The sequence below is a fragment of the Ruegeria sp. D6 genome, from assembly GCF_056534365.1.
On sequence record NZ_JBQFPH010000001.1, the window covers coordinates 23,011 to 41,164 of the forward strand.

The 18,154-nt window shown below is 57.9% G+C and carries 13 protein-coding genes; 4 read left to right on the plus strand and 9 right to left on the minus strand.

The genetic code is table 11. The features are described from left to right. Positions 1 to 2: 2 nt before the first annotated feature. From ACR0A1_RS00130 to ACR0A1_RS00145, 4 genes are read right to left on the minus strand one after another with little or no spacing between them, the layout of a single operon-like run. Positions 3 to 581: a histidine phosphatase family protein gene (locus ACR0A1_RS00130; RefSeq protein ID WP_170397674.1), complete on the minus strand. Its 579-nt coding sequence runs from the start codon at positions 579 to 581 to the stop codon at positions 3 to 5. Beyond that, the gene (locus ACR0A1_RS00135) at positions 578 to 1,654 is read right to left on the minus strand and encodes a glycosyltransferase family 4 protein (RefSeq protein WP_480865761.1); all 1,077 of its coding nucleotides are present in this window, start codon (positions 1,652 to 1,654) and stop codon (positions 578 to 580) included. The genes ACR0A1_RS00130 and ACR0A1_RS00135 overlap by 4 nt, the downstream gene beginning before the upstream one ends. Next, entirely contained in the window at positions 1,654 to 2,901 is a 1,248-nt protein-coding gene (locus ACR0A1_RS00140) for a glycosyltransferase family 4 protein (protein WP_480865763.1), read from the minus strand. Before ACR0A1_RS00140 ends, ACR0A1_RS00135 begins: the two co-directional genes overlap by 1 nt. Continuing rightward, positions 2,898 to 4,112, minus strand: a complete 1,215-nt coding sequence (locus tag ACR0A1_RS00145) for a hypothetical protein (protein WP_170424455.1) — start codon at positions 4,110 to 4,112, stop codon at positions 2,898 to 2,900. The genes ACR0A1_RS00140 and ACR0A1_RS00145 overlap by 4 nt, the downstream gene beginning before the upstream one ends. Positions 4,113 to 4,494: 382 nt before the next feature. On the opposite strand from ACR0A1_RS00145, the gene ACR0A1_RS00150 reads away from it, so the two are divergent. Then, the gene (locus tag ACR0A1_RS00150) at positions 4,495 to 6,891 is read left to right on the plus strand and encodes a mechanosensitive ion channel family protein (RefSeq protein ID WP_170397663.1); all 2,397 of its coding nucleotides are present in this window, start codon (positions 4,495 to 4,497) and stop codon (positions 6,889 to 6,891) included. An 87-nt stretch (positions 6,892 to 6,978) separates the two neighbouring features. Here the strand turns inward: ACR0A1_RS00150 and ACR0A1_RS00155 are convergent, their stop codons facing one another. The 5 genes from ACR0A1_RS00155 to ACR0A1_RS00175 are packed head-to-tail and all read right to left on the minus strand — an operon-like array spanning position 6,979 to position 14,204. Then, the gene (locus ACR0A1_RS00155) at positions 6,979 to 8,334 is read right to left on the minus strand and encodes a CoA transferase (protein WP_480865765.1); all 1,356 of its coding nucleotides are present in this window, start codon (positions 8,332 to 8,334) and stop codon (positions 6,979 to 6,981) included. Continuing rightward, positions 8,331 to 9,485 carry an ABC transporter permease gene (locus ACR0A1_RS00160; RefSeq protein ID WP_170663923.1) on the minus strand — a complete coding sequence of 385 codons (1,155 nt, stop codon included), beginning with the start codon at positions 9,483 to 9,485 and terminating at the stop codon, positions 8,331 to 8,333. Before ACR0A1_RS00160 ends, ACR0A1_RS00155 begins: the two co-directional genes overlap by 4 nt. Continuing rightward, complete coding sequence (locus ACR0A1_RS00165; RefSeq protein ID WP_170397654.1) at positions 9,482 to 10,510, minus strand: ABC transporter permease; 1,029 nt, start codon at positions 10,508 to 10,510, stop codon at positions 9,482 to 9,484. The genes ACR0A1_RS00160 and ACR0A1_RS00165 overlap by 4 nt, the downstream gene beginning before the upstream one ends. Positions 10,511 to 10,525: 15 nt before the next feature. Next, a complete protein-coding gene (locus ACR0A1_RS00170) occupies positions 10,526 to 12,439 on the minus strand; it encodes an ABC transporter substrate-binding protein (protein WP_480865767.1) in 1,914 nt (637 codons plus the stop codon). Further along, positions 12,432 to 14,204, minus strand: coding sequence for an ABC transporter ATP-binding protein (locus tag ACR0A1_RS00175; RefSeq protein WP_170397648.1), 1,773 nt, complete (start codon positions 14,202 to 14,204; stop codon positions 12,432 to 12,434). The genes ACR0A1_RS00170 and ACR0A1_RS00175 overlap by 8 nt, the downstream gene beginning before the upstream one ends. 228 nt (positions 14,205 to 14,432) lie before the next feature. On the opposite strand from ACR0A1_RS00175, the gene ACR0A1_RS00180 reads away from it, so the two are divergent. The 3 genes from ACR0A1_RS00180 to ACR0A1_RS00190 all read left to right on the plus strand — a co-directional run bounded on the left by ACR0A1_RS00180 (position 14,433) and on the right by ACR0A1_RS00190 (position 18,154). After that, the gene (locus ACR0A1_RS00180) at positions 14,433 to 14,930 is read left to right on the plus strand and encodes a class I SAM-dependent methyltransferase (protein ID WP_170397645.1); all 498 of its coding nucleotides are present in this window, start codon (positions 14,433 to 14,435) and stop codon (positions 14,928 to 14,930) included. Between the two features lie 93 nt (positions 14,931 to 15,023). Further along, on the plus strand, positions 15,024 to 15,653 hold the full coding sequence (locus ACR0A1_RS00185; RefSeq protein WP_480865769.1) for a glutathione S-transferase family protein: 630 nt from the start codon (positions 15,024 to 15,026) through the stop codon (positions 15,651 to 15,653). 98 nt (positions 15,654 to 15,751) lie between these two features. Beyond that, a complete protein-coding gene (locus ACR0A1_RS00190; RefSeq protein ID WP_480865771.1) occupies positions 15,752 to 18,154 on the plus strand; it encodes a GcvT family protein in 2,403 nt (800 codons plus the stop codon).

The window sequence follows — 18,154 nt, forward strand, 5'->3', positions numbered from 1 at the left end:
GGTCAAACCTCACGCGCAATCAATCGAACGGGTTCGGGTTCAGGCCGCATTTCGTCCAAGTCTACGATAAACAGTCTGTTGCGCTTGATCTTGAACGGCGCGGGGCCGGCAAAATTCCAGCCCCACGCCTTGGCCAAGATCACCCTCATGATGCCGATATGGCAGACCGCGAGATTGTCGCCGTCCAAGCCCGCCAGCCACGGCGCGATACGCGCCCATAATTCGGCTGGGCTTTCGCCGCCCGGAGGCCGATAATCCCAGCCCCAGTCTTCGATGTGGCGGTAACCGCTATCGGGTGTCTCGATCAGCTCAGCACCGCGCTGTCCCTCCCATTCGCCCCAATTCATCTCGGTCAGGGCCTGAGATGTTTTGGGCGCTTTACCCGATACCAACTGCGCTGTTTCAGACGCGCGGCTTAGCGGGCTGGACCAGACTGATGCCGCGTTCCATGGCGATGGCAGGCAATACCCCGCAAGTTCAGCCCGAGCGTCGGCATCCAACGGAATGTCGCTGCGCCCCTGAATGCGACCCGCGCGATTCCAATCCGTGTGTCCATGGCGCAGAAGGGCGAGGCGGGTCATCGGTTTTTCTCCAACAATGGGCGCACAGTGGTCCAGAATCGCTCGGTGGCGGATGGCATCAGATGGCGGTGCGCGACATAGGCGCGGGCGCGATTGCCCTCAGACTGGCTCAGGTCGGGATGGTCCAGAAACCTCTGTATACGCACGGCCAACCCTTTGGCACCCGATCCGGTATCGGGATGATCGGAAGGTATCAGCACATCACGAACACCGGGGCGATCTTGTGCTGCGACGGGAACGCCGCAGGCCTGGGCCTCAAGATAGACCATACCATAGGCTTCGTTGACCCCAGGCCAAACGAACAAGGACGCTTGGCTGTACCGGGCCCGCAACGCGTCCCGATCCAGCTGACCCAGAAACCGGACACGAGGTCCGAACCGCGCCATCAGCGCCTCGACTTCCAATCGGGCCGGGCCATCGCCTACCACGTCCAACGCCCAATCCCCTGTCAGATGTTCCAGCGTGTCGGCCAGAATGGCGTACGAGGCCAACTTGTCCCCCGGCCGCATCATGCCCACGGTCAGCATCGGCCCATCACGGGTCGAAACAGGGGGTAATTCCGTGATGGGAAGAAACGGAGGCAGCTCGACGAGCGCCTGCCTACCGAATCTTTCCCGTTCTAACGTAATCAGATCGTTGGCAGTGTGGTAGAAAATCACCTGCGCAGAATCGCACGCGTCGTGCGCCGCTTGCGCAAAATCAGCCCATGGGCCTGCAAGCCGGCTGGTGGCGCGGGTACTTTCCAGCTGCACATACGGTATGTCTCTTGCGCGGCTCACGGCCGGGCCGAGCAGGTCGGGGGCCTTGTAGTAGTTGTGATAAGTCACCCACAGTTTCGTGTCAGGTGGCAGTTCCTCAGCCAGTCGTGCAGCCTCGGCCTTTGCTTTGCGATGTAATTCGTCCTGAAGCGCGCGGTCGCCTGCTTTGTCGTAAATCCGCAAATGCGAGGCCAAGTCGACAATGTCTCCCTGAGCGCCGAGGGCCTGCATCAGGTTGCGGGCCATTTCGCGATCACCCGAGGGCTTGGGACTGTCGGGGGACTTCATCGGTGCATAGAAAGCCACCCGCGCCATCAGGGTCCGTCCGCGCACAAGGCGCTGAGCCGCTCGGACAAGCGACGTATGCCCGGGTCCATCCGGAAGTCGGCGATCAACCGGTCATACGCGGCCTCAGCCATCTCGGCCGTTCTGGTCGGGTTCCTGGCGAGATCCGCAATAGCCGAGGCAAGAGAGGTCGGGTCATCTGCTGACAACTGACCGTGAACACCGGAATCAATGAACTCCGGGATGGCTGACACCGGCGTTGACAGGATCGGGAGGCGCTGGGAGGCGGCTTCCATCAAAACATTGGGTAAACCATCGCGGTCGCCGTCGGCAGCAATTCTGCTGGGCAGGACAAACAGATCAGAGCGGCGCATCTCGGCAATGACTTCCGGTTGATCGCAAGCCCCCATCCACGTGATCCGATCGGAAATCCCTGCGGCATCGGCTTGTGCGCTCAACTCATCGCCCAGATTTCCGCCGCCGATATGGGTCCAATGCCAATTCAGCGATCTGGGGAGCAGCGCGAAAGCTTGGAGAAGCCGGTCAAAGCCCTTCTTTTCGACAAGACGCCCGACCGACAGCATGTGAAAGGGTGCATCCACTGCACGCGAACACTGCTGGGGAGGTGCAGGAAACCGCGACAGGTCCAGCCCATGATAGATCAGTTCTACCCGCGCAGGATCATCCGCCAGTTCGCGCAGATGTGCGGCACCAATGGCAGTACAGGTTGCCCCGAAGATGGCGCCGTGAGAGGCCAGTTGCAGCTTTTCCCGCTTTTCCCAGTCTGGTGAGGTCCAGATATCTTTGGCATGCGCCGAAAAACTCCAGGGCAGGCTGCGCATGATAGACGCATAGCGGGCGACCGAAGACGGAGTGTGCATGAAATGCGCATACAGCGCCCGCGTTTGATCGGGCAGCTCAGCGGCCAATACGCAGGCCTGACCAAACCGGCGAATTCGGTTGTGAGTCGGGTCTCGGCGAAGGTCTTGCCGCCAGACCTGGTAAGCTTGTGCGTATCCGGGCAGACGAGCTGCATTGTCTCGCGCAGTCGCCAGCCGCTCAGGCTCTTCATAAAGGTATTCCGGCAGGTAATGCACCTGCCCCTTGAAGCGATCGTGCAGAGGATGGCGCTTGGTATCGGTCGGGTGGCGCAACGACCAGATATCGAAGCCGTGCCCTGCCTCCTGCAAGGCCACCAATTCTTGCGCGATGAACGTCTCGGACAGGCGCGGCCAGCCTTTGACCAGCACCGCCAGCTTGGGGGGTTCGCGCTTCATCCGGTGGCGCGCTCTTGTTCCGCGCCTAGCAGCGCGTTTATGCGATGAGTGACGTAGCTTAGCCCGTCCAACAACCCTGCGCGAATGGCCTGCGAAGGCAGCGGCTGATGGGGCAAGGCGCGGATCGCGCGGATCATTGCATCCGCCGTCAGACCGTCACGGTTTTCATCCAGCATGCGTACCAGACCCAGATCCTCGGCGCGCGAGGCACGAATCCATTGCTCCAGCCGCGGCGTCGTGCGCGGAACAATGACGGCGCGTTTGTCGAAGGACAAAACCTCGCAGAAGGTATTGTACCCGCCCATGCAGACCACACCGGCAGCGCCCGCGAACAGCGTTTCGATCTGCGATTCAAAGCCAACGGCGGTCACACGGCCATTTAGGGCGGCGACACGGGTTTCAAAATCTTCGCGTAGTTCGCCTGACAGGAAGGGCCCATAGACCAGCACAGCGCGGGGTGACAGATCCGGGTCTTTTTCATATGCGGACAGCACCAAATTGACCATCGCCTTGCCATCCCCGCCACCACCAGGGGTGATCAGGATATACGGTTGTTCTGGTGGCTCACCAACCGGCCCAAGATCGCGACGTAGATACCCTGTCCAATGAATGCGCTGTTGCGTCGCCGGGCTGAGGGGAAGGCCTTGTGTAGGATCGTAGACCGATCGCAACCCATATACCCAGATCTCATCATAGAATCGTTCAGTCGCCGAGATCGCGTCCTTACGCTCCCATTCGGCGGCCAGTACTTCGGGCTCATCCAGAACGTCGCGCAGGCCCAGAACCAATTTGGTTGAGCAGGAGTTTTCAAGATACTCAAGCGTCGGCAGCAGCTCACCGCGAAAACCGGTAGGCTCTTTGTCGACGATCAGCACATCGGGGTCGAACTGTTCGACAGATGTCTGGATCAGGCTTGCGCGCAACTCGGTCACATCATCGATGCCCATGCCGATGGTCTGCGAAGCATACGAGCCGTCGGCGCGTTTGGTGACCCCGGGTAGACGGACATGGTCAACCCGACGCGGAAAAGTAAACCGTCCGGCAATGGGTGAACCGGTCAATATGAGGGCCGAAGCGCGTTGATCGGCTTGTGTTATGGCCGCAGCCAGCGCGCGTGACCGGCGCAGGTGACCCAGGCCGAACGTGTCGTGACTATATAGCAGGATGCGCGGTGCGCGGCCGTGATTTTCGTTTTTGATCCCTAGGCTCATGCCTTCGCCTGTTTCGGTTCCGGTGCAACTCCGCGCGTCTGCACCTGATTATCGTAATTCTGCCAGACCTTCTTGCCAAAGGCACAGATTCCGCCGTCCAAATGCGCCAAACATTGCGAATTGGCAACAGCATAATGCCACCGCCGGCAACAGGCGCACCTTGCGATATGCAGGCCGATGGTTCTTCATGCACAAGCCAATTCGGAGGCTGGACGCCTCAGGTGGTCATATTCAATTTTTGTTGTCTTGGAAACACTTTATCCCATCCATTGCGTCAGGAACACGGGCTCTCACGATGTTGACACCGCGTGTGCGGATGATTTGAACAGCCTTCTGAGGTTCTATAGTCTTGGACGCAGCTACGAATTGGATGCGATATACGATGAAAATGAATGTTCTGGCCGGGCTGATTTTGGTGATTTGGGCGGCGATGCTGGCCAGTGCAACCGACGCGGTTGCGCAAACTTCGCTTATTCCGGGATACCCAATAGGATCAAGCGAGGAAACCGGTTCTTCAAGCTCTGCCGCTGACAGCGATCTGGCGGCGGCCATTCGATCCGCTTCCGAGGCGGGCGCAAGCGTAATCGTAATCGACAGCGCCGGGCAGGTTGTATCGGCAGCGGGCAATAGCGCCGACGCGACGCCAGAGGCAGATAGCATTGATCACATGGCTGAGGGTTCTCAGCTGATGAAGGCGCAAGAGCGGTTCTCAAAGTTCCGGGATTCCGTACGCTCGCGGATGGAGGCGCTGCCCTATTCGGTCTTTGAGGTCCAATACATCCTCAGACAGACCAGTCCGGATGGGCGGATTCAGACCTATGTCGAGGTGTTGGTCCTGAACGTGTTGTTCCTTTTGCTGGGGCGTTGGTTGTCGATCGAAATCTACGGCAAGCGCATCGCGAAGCGTTTGGTGGTTGCGCGCATCAAGGAAAACCCGGTTGGCTATCGTGAGAAGATGCCTTTCCTTGTGTATCGTTTCGTGATGGGCATTGGCGGAACGATCTTTGCCATGCTCATGGCGCTGATCGTTGGCTATCTGTTCTTTGGTGAAGCGGAAGACATATCAATCCAGTTTACCGTTACGGCAATCTTTACCGCATTCTTCCTCTCGCGCACCGTCTCGGACTTGTGGCGGATGGTTCTGTCGCCTTACCTCAGCCAGTATCGCTTGCCGCCTTTTTCAGACCGGGACGCCAAGCGCCTGTATGTTTGGGCGTCAGCACTGGCGACCTATGACATCTCGGTTGTTCTGTTCTCGACATGGGTCGCGGATTTTGGGCTGAACTATAACGTCTATGCCATGGTCTATGGTAGCCTGACGCTGATCGGGGCGCTGGGCAACATACTGATGATCCTGTTCAATGCACGCGCGATCTCGAACGCTATTCGTGGCGGGCGTGCTCCGGATCAGGTGTCTTGGATACTGAAGTTCATCTCTTTCGCCTGGGCACCGGTTCTGGTGCTTTATATGGTGTTCAGCTGGTTCAAACTGGCCGTTGATCTGGTTCTTGAGGTTCAGGATTCGATCCCGATCGTGGCCAGCAGCTATGCCATCTTTATGTCCGTCGTCGTGGCCTACGGCGCGATGAACTATCTGCTTGAAAGGTATTTTGATCGCAATCGCAGAATTGAGGTGATGAATGCCGACGCAGAAGCGGCTGAGCAGATCGAGGATGAGCTGGTGGCTGATACGCCGCAGGCCGAAAAGCGCAAACACGCCATTCTGACGTACGAAGACCTTGCCCGTCGTGTGGCAGGCATTCTGGCCTTTGTGGTGGGTCTCTATGCGCTGGTAGTGATCTGGAACCCGCAGGCCAATTGGTCGGATGACTTGCCTATCGAGCGGGCGCTGGATGTGATGGTGATCCTGTTTATGGGTTACATTCTGTTTCACTTCTTCCGCGTCTGGATCGATAGCAAGATCGCGGAAGAGACGGATGACGGCGGTGCTGAAGCCGAGCTGGGCGACGAAGGAGGCGAAGGCGGGCAGAGCCGTCTTGCAACTTTGTTGCCTCTGTTCCGCGGGGCCATTCTGGCTGTGGTCGTTGTGACCATCGCGCTGATTGTATTGATGGAACTGGGGATCAATGTCAGCCCGCTGTTTGCCGGTGCAGGTGTTGTGGGTCTGGCCGTTGGTTTCGGGTCGCAAACCTTGGTCCGCGACATCTTCTCGGGTGCGTTCTTCCTGATGGATGATGCTTTCCGCAAGGGAGAATACATAGACATCGGTGATGTAAAGGGGACGGTCGAAAAGATATCGGTCCGGTCCTTCCAACTGCGCCACCATCTTGGTGCGCTCAACACGATCCCATTTGGAGAGATCAAGGTTCTGACAAACTATTCCCGCGACTGGGTAATCATGAAGCTGCCGTTGCGGGTGACCTATGACACCGATGTCGAAAAGGTGCGGAAGCTGATCAAGAAGCTGGGTCAAGAGCTGCTGAGCGATCCGGTGATTGGTGATAACTTCATCCAGCCGCTGAAATCGCAGGGTGTGATCGAAATGCAGGATTCTGCGATGATTATCCGGGTCAAGTTTATGACCAAGCCGGGCGATCAGTGGCTGGTGCGCAAGAAAGTCTATCAGGATATTCGTGAGCTGTTTGCCCGTGAAGGCATCCGGTTTGCGCATCGGGAAGTCACCGTGCGACTGGCGGATGACAAAGAGGCCGAGGACCTGACCCCCAAACAACGCGAGGCTGTCACAGGGGCCGTTCAGGCCGCGATTGACGAAGACTATCTGGACGATATCGGCCCCGGCGGTGGTGATGATCGCTAGGAGGGCTCCCGCCCCTTTGGTTTGCGTCTCTGGCGAGACGTCAACCAAAGCGTTGGGCCGGGCCGCGCGTCCCGCGCGGGGGCAGCTTTAAGCGGTAAGTGACGTCCAAGTGGGCTGCGAAGTTCCCAGTTTGGACGCAGGCAAAGCCCAGTGCATCTTTGCGGATCCAACAGTTAGCGCCGGCTTCAATCGATAGCCGGGCCCCCACCCGGAAGGTTCAAGCGCATCCGCATAATCGACAGGCAGCGCCTCGGTAATTTCGTCACCGGGCTCGCTCTTGGCGAGGGTGGCCAGCAATTCGGCGGTGCGCGCCAGCGAGAGCCTGGCATCCATAACAGCGTGTCCAGATGCGGCTTCGGCGAGCGCCGAGAGCAGGGCGGCTGCCATCAAGTAACCAGTTGCGTGATCCAGTGCCTGAACGGGCAACGGAGTTGGCTTGTCGGCCCCCGCCCAACCCATCCCTGCATGTGCGATTCCGGAACTCATCTGTACAAGGCTGTCAAAACCGCGGCGCGCTGCCCATGGTCCTTGCCAGCCATAGGCGTCGAGCGTGACTTCAACCCTGTTGGGGGCAAGCTGATCCCGCATGTTTTTGCCCAGACCGAGTGCGTCCAAAGCGCCGGGCCGATACCCGTGGACAAATATGTCCGCTTGGGCCAGCAGCTCTTGCAGTTTTGCTTTTCCATCGGGTGATTTCAGGTTCAGATAGGCGCAGTGCTTGCCGAGAGAAATGTCAGGAATGACGCCAGGTTCATCCCAGCCGGGTGGATCGATCCTCAGGACCTCGGCGCCGAATCCCGCGAGTGTTCGTGTCGAGACGGGCCCGGCCAGAATGCGGGTCAGATCGAGCACACGCAGCCCAGCAAGAGGTCGCGCGGCAGTCGCCTGAGGCCGATCACGTAGCTGAATATTGCGTGGCCCCTGCCATCCGATCAACGGCTCGCGGGCCAATATGCGTCCTTGCGGATGGTCATGCCACTCAGAGCGGCTGCGCATTGCGGCAGCGACGCCGCCCTCGGCGACAATCGCGGCTTCCAGTTCAGAGATGCTCCAATCCCGAACCGCGCGCGATACCAGCGCACGGTCCGACGCGACTTGCAAAACGTTCAGGGCGGCGGCACGATGACTGGGCAGGTTGGTGTGCAGCCTGATCCACCCATCAGAGGCCTGATAGTCGCCAGCAATCGCGTCCCAAAGGCTGGGCATATCCCACCCTTCGGGTTTGAAGGAAAAGCCATACCACAAGGAGGCCAGTCGATGATCTACGGCCACCTCCGGAGGCGTATGCGTCAGGTTCAAGGCTGTCACAAGGCGCGACAGCTCCTGCCCGACTGCCGCAAAACTGGCCGTCGCCAGCTCCGAGACCGCGAAGGCGCTTGGCCGCGCACCCGCCCCGTTGACTCTGTAGGTGTCAGTTGAGGGGAGGGCGGACAGCAAGCTCATTGCTGATAGGGGTCAAGACTGTCGCGCAGCCCGTCGCCAAGGAAGTTGAAGGCCAGCACCACGACGATGATCGGTAGCATCGGAATTGCGGTCCATGGATAGATCTCGATCGAAGCAAGGTTCTGCGCATCGTTCAGCATCACGCCCCAACTGACCGCCGGGGCCCGCAGTCCAAGGCCAAGGAAGCTGAGGGCGGTTTCGCCCAAGATCATCGCAGGGATTGATAGCGTGGCCGAGGCAATCAGATGCGACATGAAATTGGGTAGCAGGTGCTTTCGGATCACACGACCGGAACTTGCGCCCATCATCTCGGCCGCGCGTACGTATTCCTCTTCTCTGAGAGACAGGAATTTTGCGCGGACAGATCGCGCAAGGCCTGGCCAATCGAGAATACCGAGGATGATCGAGATGATGAAGAATACCGCGACCGGGCTCCAATTTGATGGCACCGCGGCGGATAAGGCCAGCCAGAGGGGAAGTTCCGGCAGCGAGCGCAGGATTTCGATCACACGGTTGATGGTCCAGTCGATGCGCCCTCCGAAATACCCGGCCATTGATCCGAACAGGATGCCGAGGAAGAAGGATACCGAAATGCCGATCAGGCCCACTGTCAGCGACAGTTGCGCGCCATATAGGATGCGGCTGAATACATCGCGGCCCAGACGGTCCGAGCCCCACAGAAACAGCGTGGCCCCTTCGGGTGCGCAAAACAGGTGCGTATCGGATTTGATCAAGCCTGCGAGTTTGTATTCTGACCCTTCGCAGAAGAACCGGATTGGGCGCGGATCTTCCGTGTCAGCGACGAATTTCCACTGGAAAGTTTCAAGGTCCGCCTCTGCAACTATTGGATAAATGTAGGGGCCGATGAACTTCCCCTCATGAAACCAGTTGACCGACTGGGGTGGAGCATACAGGTGCTCTCCGTTCCGATCATTGGGGCCGTAGGGGGCAATAAAGCCCGCAAAAGGCAGCATCAAGTAGCAGAGCAGTAAGAAGAGGCCAGAAATCAGACCCAGCTTGTGGGTCCTGAACTTGCGCCAGACCAGCACCCAATTAGGGGCATCGAGATCTGCGCGCTCAAGCTGCTGAATAGAGGCCTGCGGGTCAAATGGTGCGTCGTCGACATAGCGACCATCGGGTTTATCGGTCATGCTTCGCGCCCCTCGTAACGAATGCGCGGATCAAGCATGACCAGCAGGATATCGGAAATCATGGTGCCGATCAGCGTCAGCAGAGCCACGAACATAAGAATGAAGGCCGACAGGAACTGGTCCTGCGTTTTCAAGGCAGTCAGCAGGGTCGGGCCGATTGTTTGCAGACCCAGAACCACCGAGACCAAAACCGACCCGGAAACCATCGAGGGCAGCAGGTTTCCAATGTCGGCGACAAACGGGTTGAAGGCCACGCGCAATGGGTATTTAGTCAGCATCCGCGATGGGGACATGCCCTTGGCGATTGCTGTTTCGACATAAGGTTTCCCTAGTTCATCCAGCATATTGGCGCGCAGGCGCTGCATCATGGCCGAAGCACCCGAGGTTCCGATGACGAAGGTTGGAACGATCAGGTGGACAAGGATGGATTTCAGCTTGTCCCAACTCATCGGTTGTCCCTCAAAGGAAGGGTCCATCAGGCCGCCGATGGGCAGGTTGAAATAGCGATGGCCATAGTAGAATAGGATCAGCGCCAACAGGAAGTTCGGGGTCGCAAGACCCAGATAGCCTACAAAGGCAGAGGTATAGTCGATCCACGTCCGTGATCTGGCCGCAGCGATGACCCCCAATGGTAGAGCAACGGCATAGACGAATAAAATGGCAGCCAGATTGACCACAACCGTCAACCAGAGCGTATCGCCCACGATCTCGCGCACGGGGCGGTCAAATTCGAAGGACCAGCCATAATTGCCCTGTAACAGGCCCTCGAACCCATGCGGTCCGGGCCAGAAGCCCATCCAGATCAGGTACTGCTCGGGCAACGACCGGTCCAATGAGTATTCCTTGCGCAGAAACTCGGCCTTGGCGACACCGGCGGACTGTCCTGAAGCCTGCAGTTCGGCGATCTGGTTGCTGAGATAGTCGCCGGGGGGCAGGTTGATGATCACGAAAATCAGAACCGACACCACCAGCAATGTCAGCAGCATCGTGAAAAAGCGATACACCGCGTAGCGCAGCATGACCATTTAGCTGCTCCTGAATTAGTCGGCGAAGAAGAACTCGTCGGGACGGTGAATGCCGAAGTGTGCGCCGGGTTCCCATGCCCACATGGCCTGCTCAGGCACATTGCGCAGGCGGTTCGACACGACAATAGGCTGCGGTGCGCCGTTCAGGATGCCGATCGCATAAAGCTGGTCGGCGTGAATTTTCAGCATCTCAGACCAGACTGCGCCGCGTTCTTCATCCGTGGAGGCGATTTCCCAATCGTGGGCAAGCTTCATGAGAAGTTCGGCCTCGGGCATGTCTGGTGGTTCGCCCGACCCTCCATTTGTCTGATAGTATTGGCCCCATTTAGGCCACGCCAGAAAGACCTGATCGGTCGGGGCGAGATAGGCCGGCGATGTGTGGCTTTGCGGAATGCCGTCATCCCAGCCGAACCAGACCGACGCCATTGTATTGCCCGAGAAGACCCGGTTGCGCAGAATGTCTCGATCTAATGGTCGCATGACCAGTTCGACTCCGATCTCACGCCAGGTATCCGTGACGATCTGCAGGGCATTTTCAACCTCTTGCCGCTCACCTGCGGTTTCGATGATCAGCTCCATCGGACGCCCGTCGGGCAACAGTCGGATACCATCTTTGTCACGCTCGGTCAGCCCAGCCTCATCAAGCAGAGCATTCGCCTTGTCGACGTCATACTGTGCCCAAGCCTGCGCATTCGCTTCGTCGTAGAAGGGCGATGCGGGCAGAACCGACATCGCGCCGGGTTGGGCCAGCTTGAAATAGAGCGCCTGATTGATCGTCTTGCGATCAATGGCGAGCGACAGCGCCCTGCGTACACGTACATCGCGCAGAACCTCGCGCCATGCATCGTCAGTGTAATTCAAATTGGGATAAATCGCGATCTGCGACGCGACGCCTGTTTTCCACAAAAGCGTCTTGTATCCACCTTCAGCCTCGCCCTTTTTCAAGATCGAGGCATCGCGGAATGCCAATCCGCGACCTTGCAAGTCAGTTTCACCCGCATTTGCTTTGGCCGCAACCAAACCCGGTGCGACGATTTCCATTTCGACTACGTCGATATAGGGCAGCTGAACCCCATTTGAATCCACCCGATGGTAATATGGGTTACGGACAAAGTTGTGCCGGATTTTCTTGCCCGAACTTGCGTTGAGCCATGGCTGCAACGTCGGCAGTTCATGATTGTCGTACTTATATAGATTGTCCAACTTGTTATGCAGCGCCGCCCAGCTTTTTACCCGCGCATCTTCGACCTTGAATGCCAGTTCTTCGGGGTCTGCAAACTTCTCGTGATACTGCTTAAGGAACTCAGACGGTCGATAGATAAAGGGCGGCCGCGCCTGAGCAAGTGATTGCAGGAAATTCGGGTTGGGGTCATCCCATTCGAATACAACTGTTGTTTCGTCGGGGAAGGTGACGGTGGGTGTTTTGCCTTCAACCAGCAGGAAATCTGGTGGGCCTGAAGGGCTGAGCAATTCGTTGTTGGCCACATCCTCCCACCAATACCGGAAGTCTTCGGATGTGAACGCGGATCCGTTTGACCATTTGTGGCCGGGTCGCAGGTTCAAAGTAAATTTGCGATTGTCTTCGTTTTCGAAAGAAGCCAGCAAATCCGGGACGATGTTGTAATCCTGATCGAAGCCCACAAGCCTTGCGTAGCCATAGACCACCATTTGCCGAATATCTTTGGACCGGGTGACCATCGTGCGCAGTGTACCGCCGGGTACGCCGAATTCGCGACCTTTGGCGGCTAAGTCCACGATCAGTGGATCTTGCGGAATACGTTCAGCAACCGGTGGCAGGTCACCGCTTTCAACCTCGGTTTGCCAGAACGCGTTTTCCTGAAGATTAGACGGTATTTCTGCCGCAGCGGGCAGCATTCCTGCGATGGCCAGCGACGCGGCCAGAATCAATCGGTGAGTGGTCTTAAACATGGCAACGTACCTTATGGCCGGGCTCCAACTCTACCAAAGAAGGTATCACGGAGTCGGAAAATCGAAAGGCGTCATCCCAACTGTCGGGAGAACCGGCACCCAACGCAACCAGTTTCAGATCAATCGGGCGATTGATATCTGGTTCCGGCTGGGCGGCAATCAGTGCCTTGGTATAGGGATGACGTGGATTGTAGAACAGGGTTTCGGGTGGGGCTTGTTCCACCACAAGACCCCGGCGCATGACGGCGACCTCGTCGGCAATGCGTGCGACGACGGCCAGATCATGCGAGATGAACAGGTAAGACAGGTTCAGACTGTCCTGCAGTTCTTCGAGCAGGGTCAAAATTTGCTCTTGAACGGATACATCCAGCGCCGAGGTTGGCTCGTCACAAACAATCAGCGCCGGGTCCAGCATCATCGCGCGGGCGATAGATAGGCGCTGTCGTTGTCCACCAGAAAACGCATGCGGATAGCGTTTGAGCATATCGGCATTCAGCCCGACCCGCTGCAACATCGCAGCCGCTTTGTCGCGCTGCTCTGCCACGGTGCCGAGGCGGTGTATCTCCAACGGCTCGGTCATGGCATCCTGAATGCGCATACGGGGGCTAAGAGAGCTATAGGGATCCTGAAACACCATTTGCGCCTTGCGCTGAAACGCGGTGCGTTCGGTCCGTGTCATACTGTGAACCGTTATCGGTTCGGAATCCCTTGTTGTTCTGAACAGAACTTCGCCGCCCGGGTCGGGCAGTTCAGCGCCCAGAGCGATTCTGGCGGCGGTTGTTTTGCCAGACCCGCTTTCGCCAACGATTGCAAGCGTCTTGCCGCGCGCCAGCTTCATATCTACGCCCCGGCAGGCATGGATCAGTTTGTCGGCTTTCCAACCTTTGCTCGATCGCATCGTGTAGGTCTTTGAGACCCCGGTCATCTGCAGAATTAGGTCCTCGTCGGGCATCGGTATGCCGACGGCATCCTGATCGGGTATCTCAGGCGCAGCGTCGAACAGCTGCTGCGTATAGGGGTGCGCCGGATCATTCAGAATTGGTGCTGCCGGGCCAGCTTCCATCACGCGGCCTTTGTGCATGACGACCACCCGCTCGGCCATGTTAGCAACTACACCCAGATCATGGGTGACAAGGATCAGCGCCATACCGGTCTCGCGCTGCAGCTCTTTGATCAGCCCAAGAACCTGCGCTTGGGTGGTAACATCCAGCGCTGTTGTCGGCTCGTCCGCGATGAGCAATTCAGGCTTGGACACCATGGCCATGGCAATCATGGCACGCTGGCGCATGCCGCCGGACAGCTCGAACGGATAGCTGTCGTAGGCGCGGGCAGGGTCGGGGAAACCAACCCTCTCAAACTGGGTCAGAACTTCTTTGCGGGCCTGTGCATCGGATGCGCCGCGATGCAACCAAAGAACTTCGCTGACCTGATTTCCGATTTTGTGAAGCGGTGACAGAGATCGCATCGGTTCCTGAAAAATCATAGAAACCCGATTGCCGCGAATACCACGCATCTGTCTTTCACTCAGTTCGATCAGATTAGCGGTGCCTTTGGAATCGTTCAGCGTGATCGTTCCGCTACGGATCTGGGCGGTACGCGGCAGAATACGCAGTGCAGCGCGACAGGAAATCGTTTTGCCCGAACCGGATTCTCCAACCAATGCAAGTGTCTGCCCGGGTTCGACCTCGAAGCTGACATCTTGGACAACGGATGGACCCGTGCCAAAGCCGATGCTGAGATCCCGAACGGACAACAACGCACTCATGCGGGTTTTCCACCCGTCTGGCCGCTAAAAAACATCGGCTTTGTGAACTCCCTGTCTTTTTTGAGCAGTTTCGCGCGGTTGGGGCGGCGTAGTCAAACACCTTCTTCACCCGAATTGTCGCGGAATCGTGAAACTCGGGCCGTATGGCTACACAAAGTCTTGAGTTTTTGCCATCAAAGGCGCAATCGCCCCCCGACTGGTGTCGAATGATTTTGAAAGAGGTGCCCCGTGTCCGAGCAACAAAGCCGATTGGATCTGTTCATTGACCGAATGGTCTCGCAACGTGCTTGTCTGGACTTTGCCATCGCGCAGACCACGGGGCAGCCCGGTCCGGTTTTTGAGCTGGGATTGGGAAATGGGCGCACATATCACCACATGGTTAAGCACATTCAGGACCGTCCTGTTTATGTTTTTGAACGGGCCGTTGCGTCTCATCCCGATTCGACACCGCCCGATGATCTGGTGATTCTCGGTGATGTGCGCGAAACATTGCCTGCTTCGGTTACGCGATTTGGCGCGTCAGCCAGTCTGATCCATGCCGATCTTGGGGGACACAACCGGCAAAAGAATGATGCTTTTGCCCGCCTCGTCTCACCTTTGATCGAACCGCTTCTGGCGCGGGATGGACTGATGGTTTCCAGCGATCGTATGTATTTCGAAACACTGACCGAAGTGCCGCTGCCTGCAGGCGCGGTGGAGGGGCGCTGTTTCATCTACCGGCGTTGATCTGCCGTAGGGTCACTGTGTGATCCGACTCGCGCTGTAGTGCCGGGCCGGTCTAACGTCTGAGGTGTGATGCTTTGGAGGGGACCGTCAAATATGTTGTTCTACGATTGCTCAACCGCGCCAAGCCCGCGCCGTGCCCGGATGTTTATTGCGGAAAAGGGGCTGGAGATTGAAACCCGCGATATCTCAATCGCCAAAGGTGAACAGTTTAGCGATGCCTTCCGGGCCGTGAACCCCGGTGCAACGATCCCTGTTCTTGTCACGGATGAAGGCACCACGCTGACCGAAAATCTTGGCATCGCCGCCTATCTCGAAGCGCGCTTTCCGGAACCTGCCTTGATGGGGCATACGCCGGATGAAAAAGGCGAAATTCTGATGTGGAATGCCATCGCCGAACAGCAATGTGGCGCACCAATCGCGGAAACATTGCGCAACACCCATCCTTCGTTCAAAGATCGCGCGATTACCGGGCATGCAAACCACGCGCAAATCCCTGAACTAGCGCAGCGGGGGGCTGAGCGGGTGCGTGCCTTCTTCGATTTGCTTGAGGCCCGTCTGCAAGTGAGCGGTTTCGTTGCGGGTGACATGTTTTCACTGGCCGATATCACCACATTTGTGTTTGTCGATTTCGCACGTGTCATCAAGATGCGTATCCCAGAAGAGAACACGGCCACACGCGCCTGGTTTGATGCCGTTCAGACACGCCCGAGCGCCCGGCTTTAAGCTGATCCGGGTGCTGTCCCTCGAACTGTACAGAAATGTCTAGACAGAAGTGAACAGTGCCTCTAGCGTCCTCTGCGAGTCATGCAGGGGAGCGCAGGATGAAATCTCAGTATCGTGTCGTAGTCATCGGTGGCGGCGTTGTCGGCGCCTCGGTTCTGTACCATCTCGCCAAGTTTGGCTGGTCAGATGTGGTCATGCTGGAGAGGCGGCGTTTGGCCTCGGGGTCTTCGTGGCACGCGGCGGGAGGCATCCATGCGCTGAACGCAGATCCGAACATGGCGTCGCTGCAGGCCTATACGATTGATCTGCTCAGCGAGATCGAAAAAGAGTCGGGCCAGAATATCGGCCTGCACATGACCGGCGGCCTGACGCTGGCGGGCACGCCCGAACGGTGGGAGTGGCTGCAGGCCAACTACCGCATTTTTCAGTCCATCGGCATTGACGACTGTGAGTTGTTGTCGCCAGAGGAGGCGCAGAAACGCTGCCCGATCATGTCCACCGACGGCGTGCTGGGCGCGATGTGGGCGGATCGCGAAGGTTACATCGATACAACCGGTACGGTTCAGGCTTATGCAACTGCGGCCAAGAAACGTGGCGCGGAATACTACGAAGAAACCAAGGTCGAAAGCCTGACACAGACTGCGGATGGTTGGGAAGTTGTGACCGACAAAGGCACTATCACTTGTGAACATGTGGTCAACGCTGCTGGCCTCTGGGCCAAACAGGTGGGGCGCATGGCCGGAGTGGAGCTGCCGGTTTCGCCGCTGAAACACCACTATCTGATCACCGATACGGTGCCTGAGGTGGCCGAGGCGGATTTCGAGATGCCGATGACGGTTGATCTTGAAGGCTTCACCTATATGCGACAGGACCAGAAGGGCGTTCTGGTGGGCATCTACGAGGTCGATCACGAGCACTGGGCTATGGACGGTGCGCCGTGGAATTACGGTGAAGAATTGTTCCAGGAACAGCTCGACCGGATCGAGAACGAGCTGACGCTGGGCTTTGAACGGTACCCGTCGATCCAGAATGTTGGCATCAAAACATGGGTGAACGGCGCGTTCACCTTCTCACCCGATGGCAACCCGCTGGTCGGTCCGGTCCCAGGCAAGCGCGGTTATTGGTCAGCTTGTGCGGTGATGGCCGGATTCCTGCAGGGTGGCGGCGTTGGTAAGACGCTGGCCGAATGGATGATCCATGGCGAGCCTGAGGCCGACGCATGGCCTATGGACGTGGCGCGCTATGGCGATTTCGCTCAGAACAAACGCTACATCCGCGAAACAACCGGTCAGTTCTATTCCCGTCGTTTCGTGATGACTTACCCGAACGAGCAACTGCCCGCAGGTCGCCCGCTGAAGATGGCCCCAGCCCATGATGCAATGACCGAGGCGGGGTGCAAATGGGGCGTCAGCTGGGATCTGGAAGTACCGCTTTACTTTGCGCCCAAGGGCTTTGAAGAGACGCCGACGCTGAAACGCTCGAATGCGCACGACATCGTGGCTGAGGAGTGCAAAACCATCCGCGAAGGCGTGGGACTACTGGATATCTCGGGCTTTTCGCGCTTCGAGGTCACAGGCCCAAATGCCGAGGCTTGGCTAGACAGGATCATGGCGTCGAAACTGCCTGCACCGGGGCGTGCCAAACTGGCTCCAATGCTGGGTGAGAACGGTCGCCTCAAGGGTGATCTGACCGTGCTGAACTGGGGCGACGGGACCTGGTGGATCATGGGCAGCTATTATCTGCGCGCATGGCATATGCGCTGGTTCAATGATCACATGATGGACGCCGTGAATATCCGCGATCTGGGCGAGGAATATTGCGGTTTTGCCGTGGTTGGGCCGAAATCGCAGGCTGTGGTCGAGAAACTGGCCGAACAGGATATCTCGGGCCTGAAATTCATGGGCTGCGGCGACTTTGATATCGGTCTGGTGCGTGCCCGTGTGGCGCGTATGTCTGTGACGGGCGAAAAAGGGTATGAGATAAACTGCCGCTATGGCGACCATATCAAACTGCGCCGGATGCTGCTTGAGGCTGGGGCCGGGGACGGTATCCGCGAATGCGGATTCAACGCGATGCTGTCGACGCGGCTTGAGAAGAGCTTTGGTATCTGGTCTGCAGAATTCACTCAGCTTTACACGCCAGGCATGACCGGAATGGATCGCTGGATCGACTGGAACAAGGATTTCGTCGGCAAAGAGGCTGCGCTGGCTGAACGCGATGGCAACGGTCCGGCGCAAGTTCAAGTGACGCTTGAGGTAGACGCGCTGGACGCCGATGCCAGCGGGTATGAACCGATTTGGGCCGGGGATGAGCGTGTGGGCTTTGTGACTTCGGGTGGCTATGGCCATTATACAGGCAAGTCGCTGGCCATGGCTTTGGTCAACCGCGACAAGGCTGAACCGGGCACCGAGTTGTCGGTGCATGTGGTCGGTGCGGAACGACCCGCCCGCGTGATTGCGCCGTCGCCTTATGATCCGCAGGGCAAAGCGATGCGAGGTTGA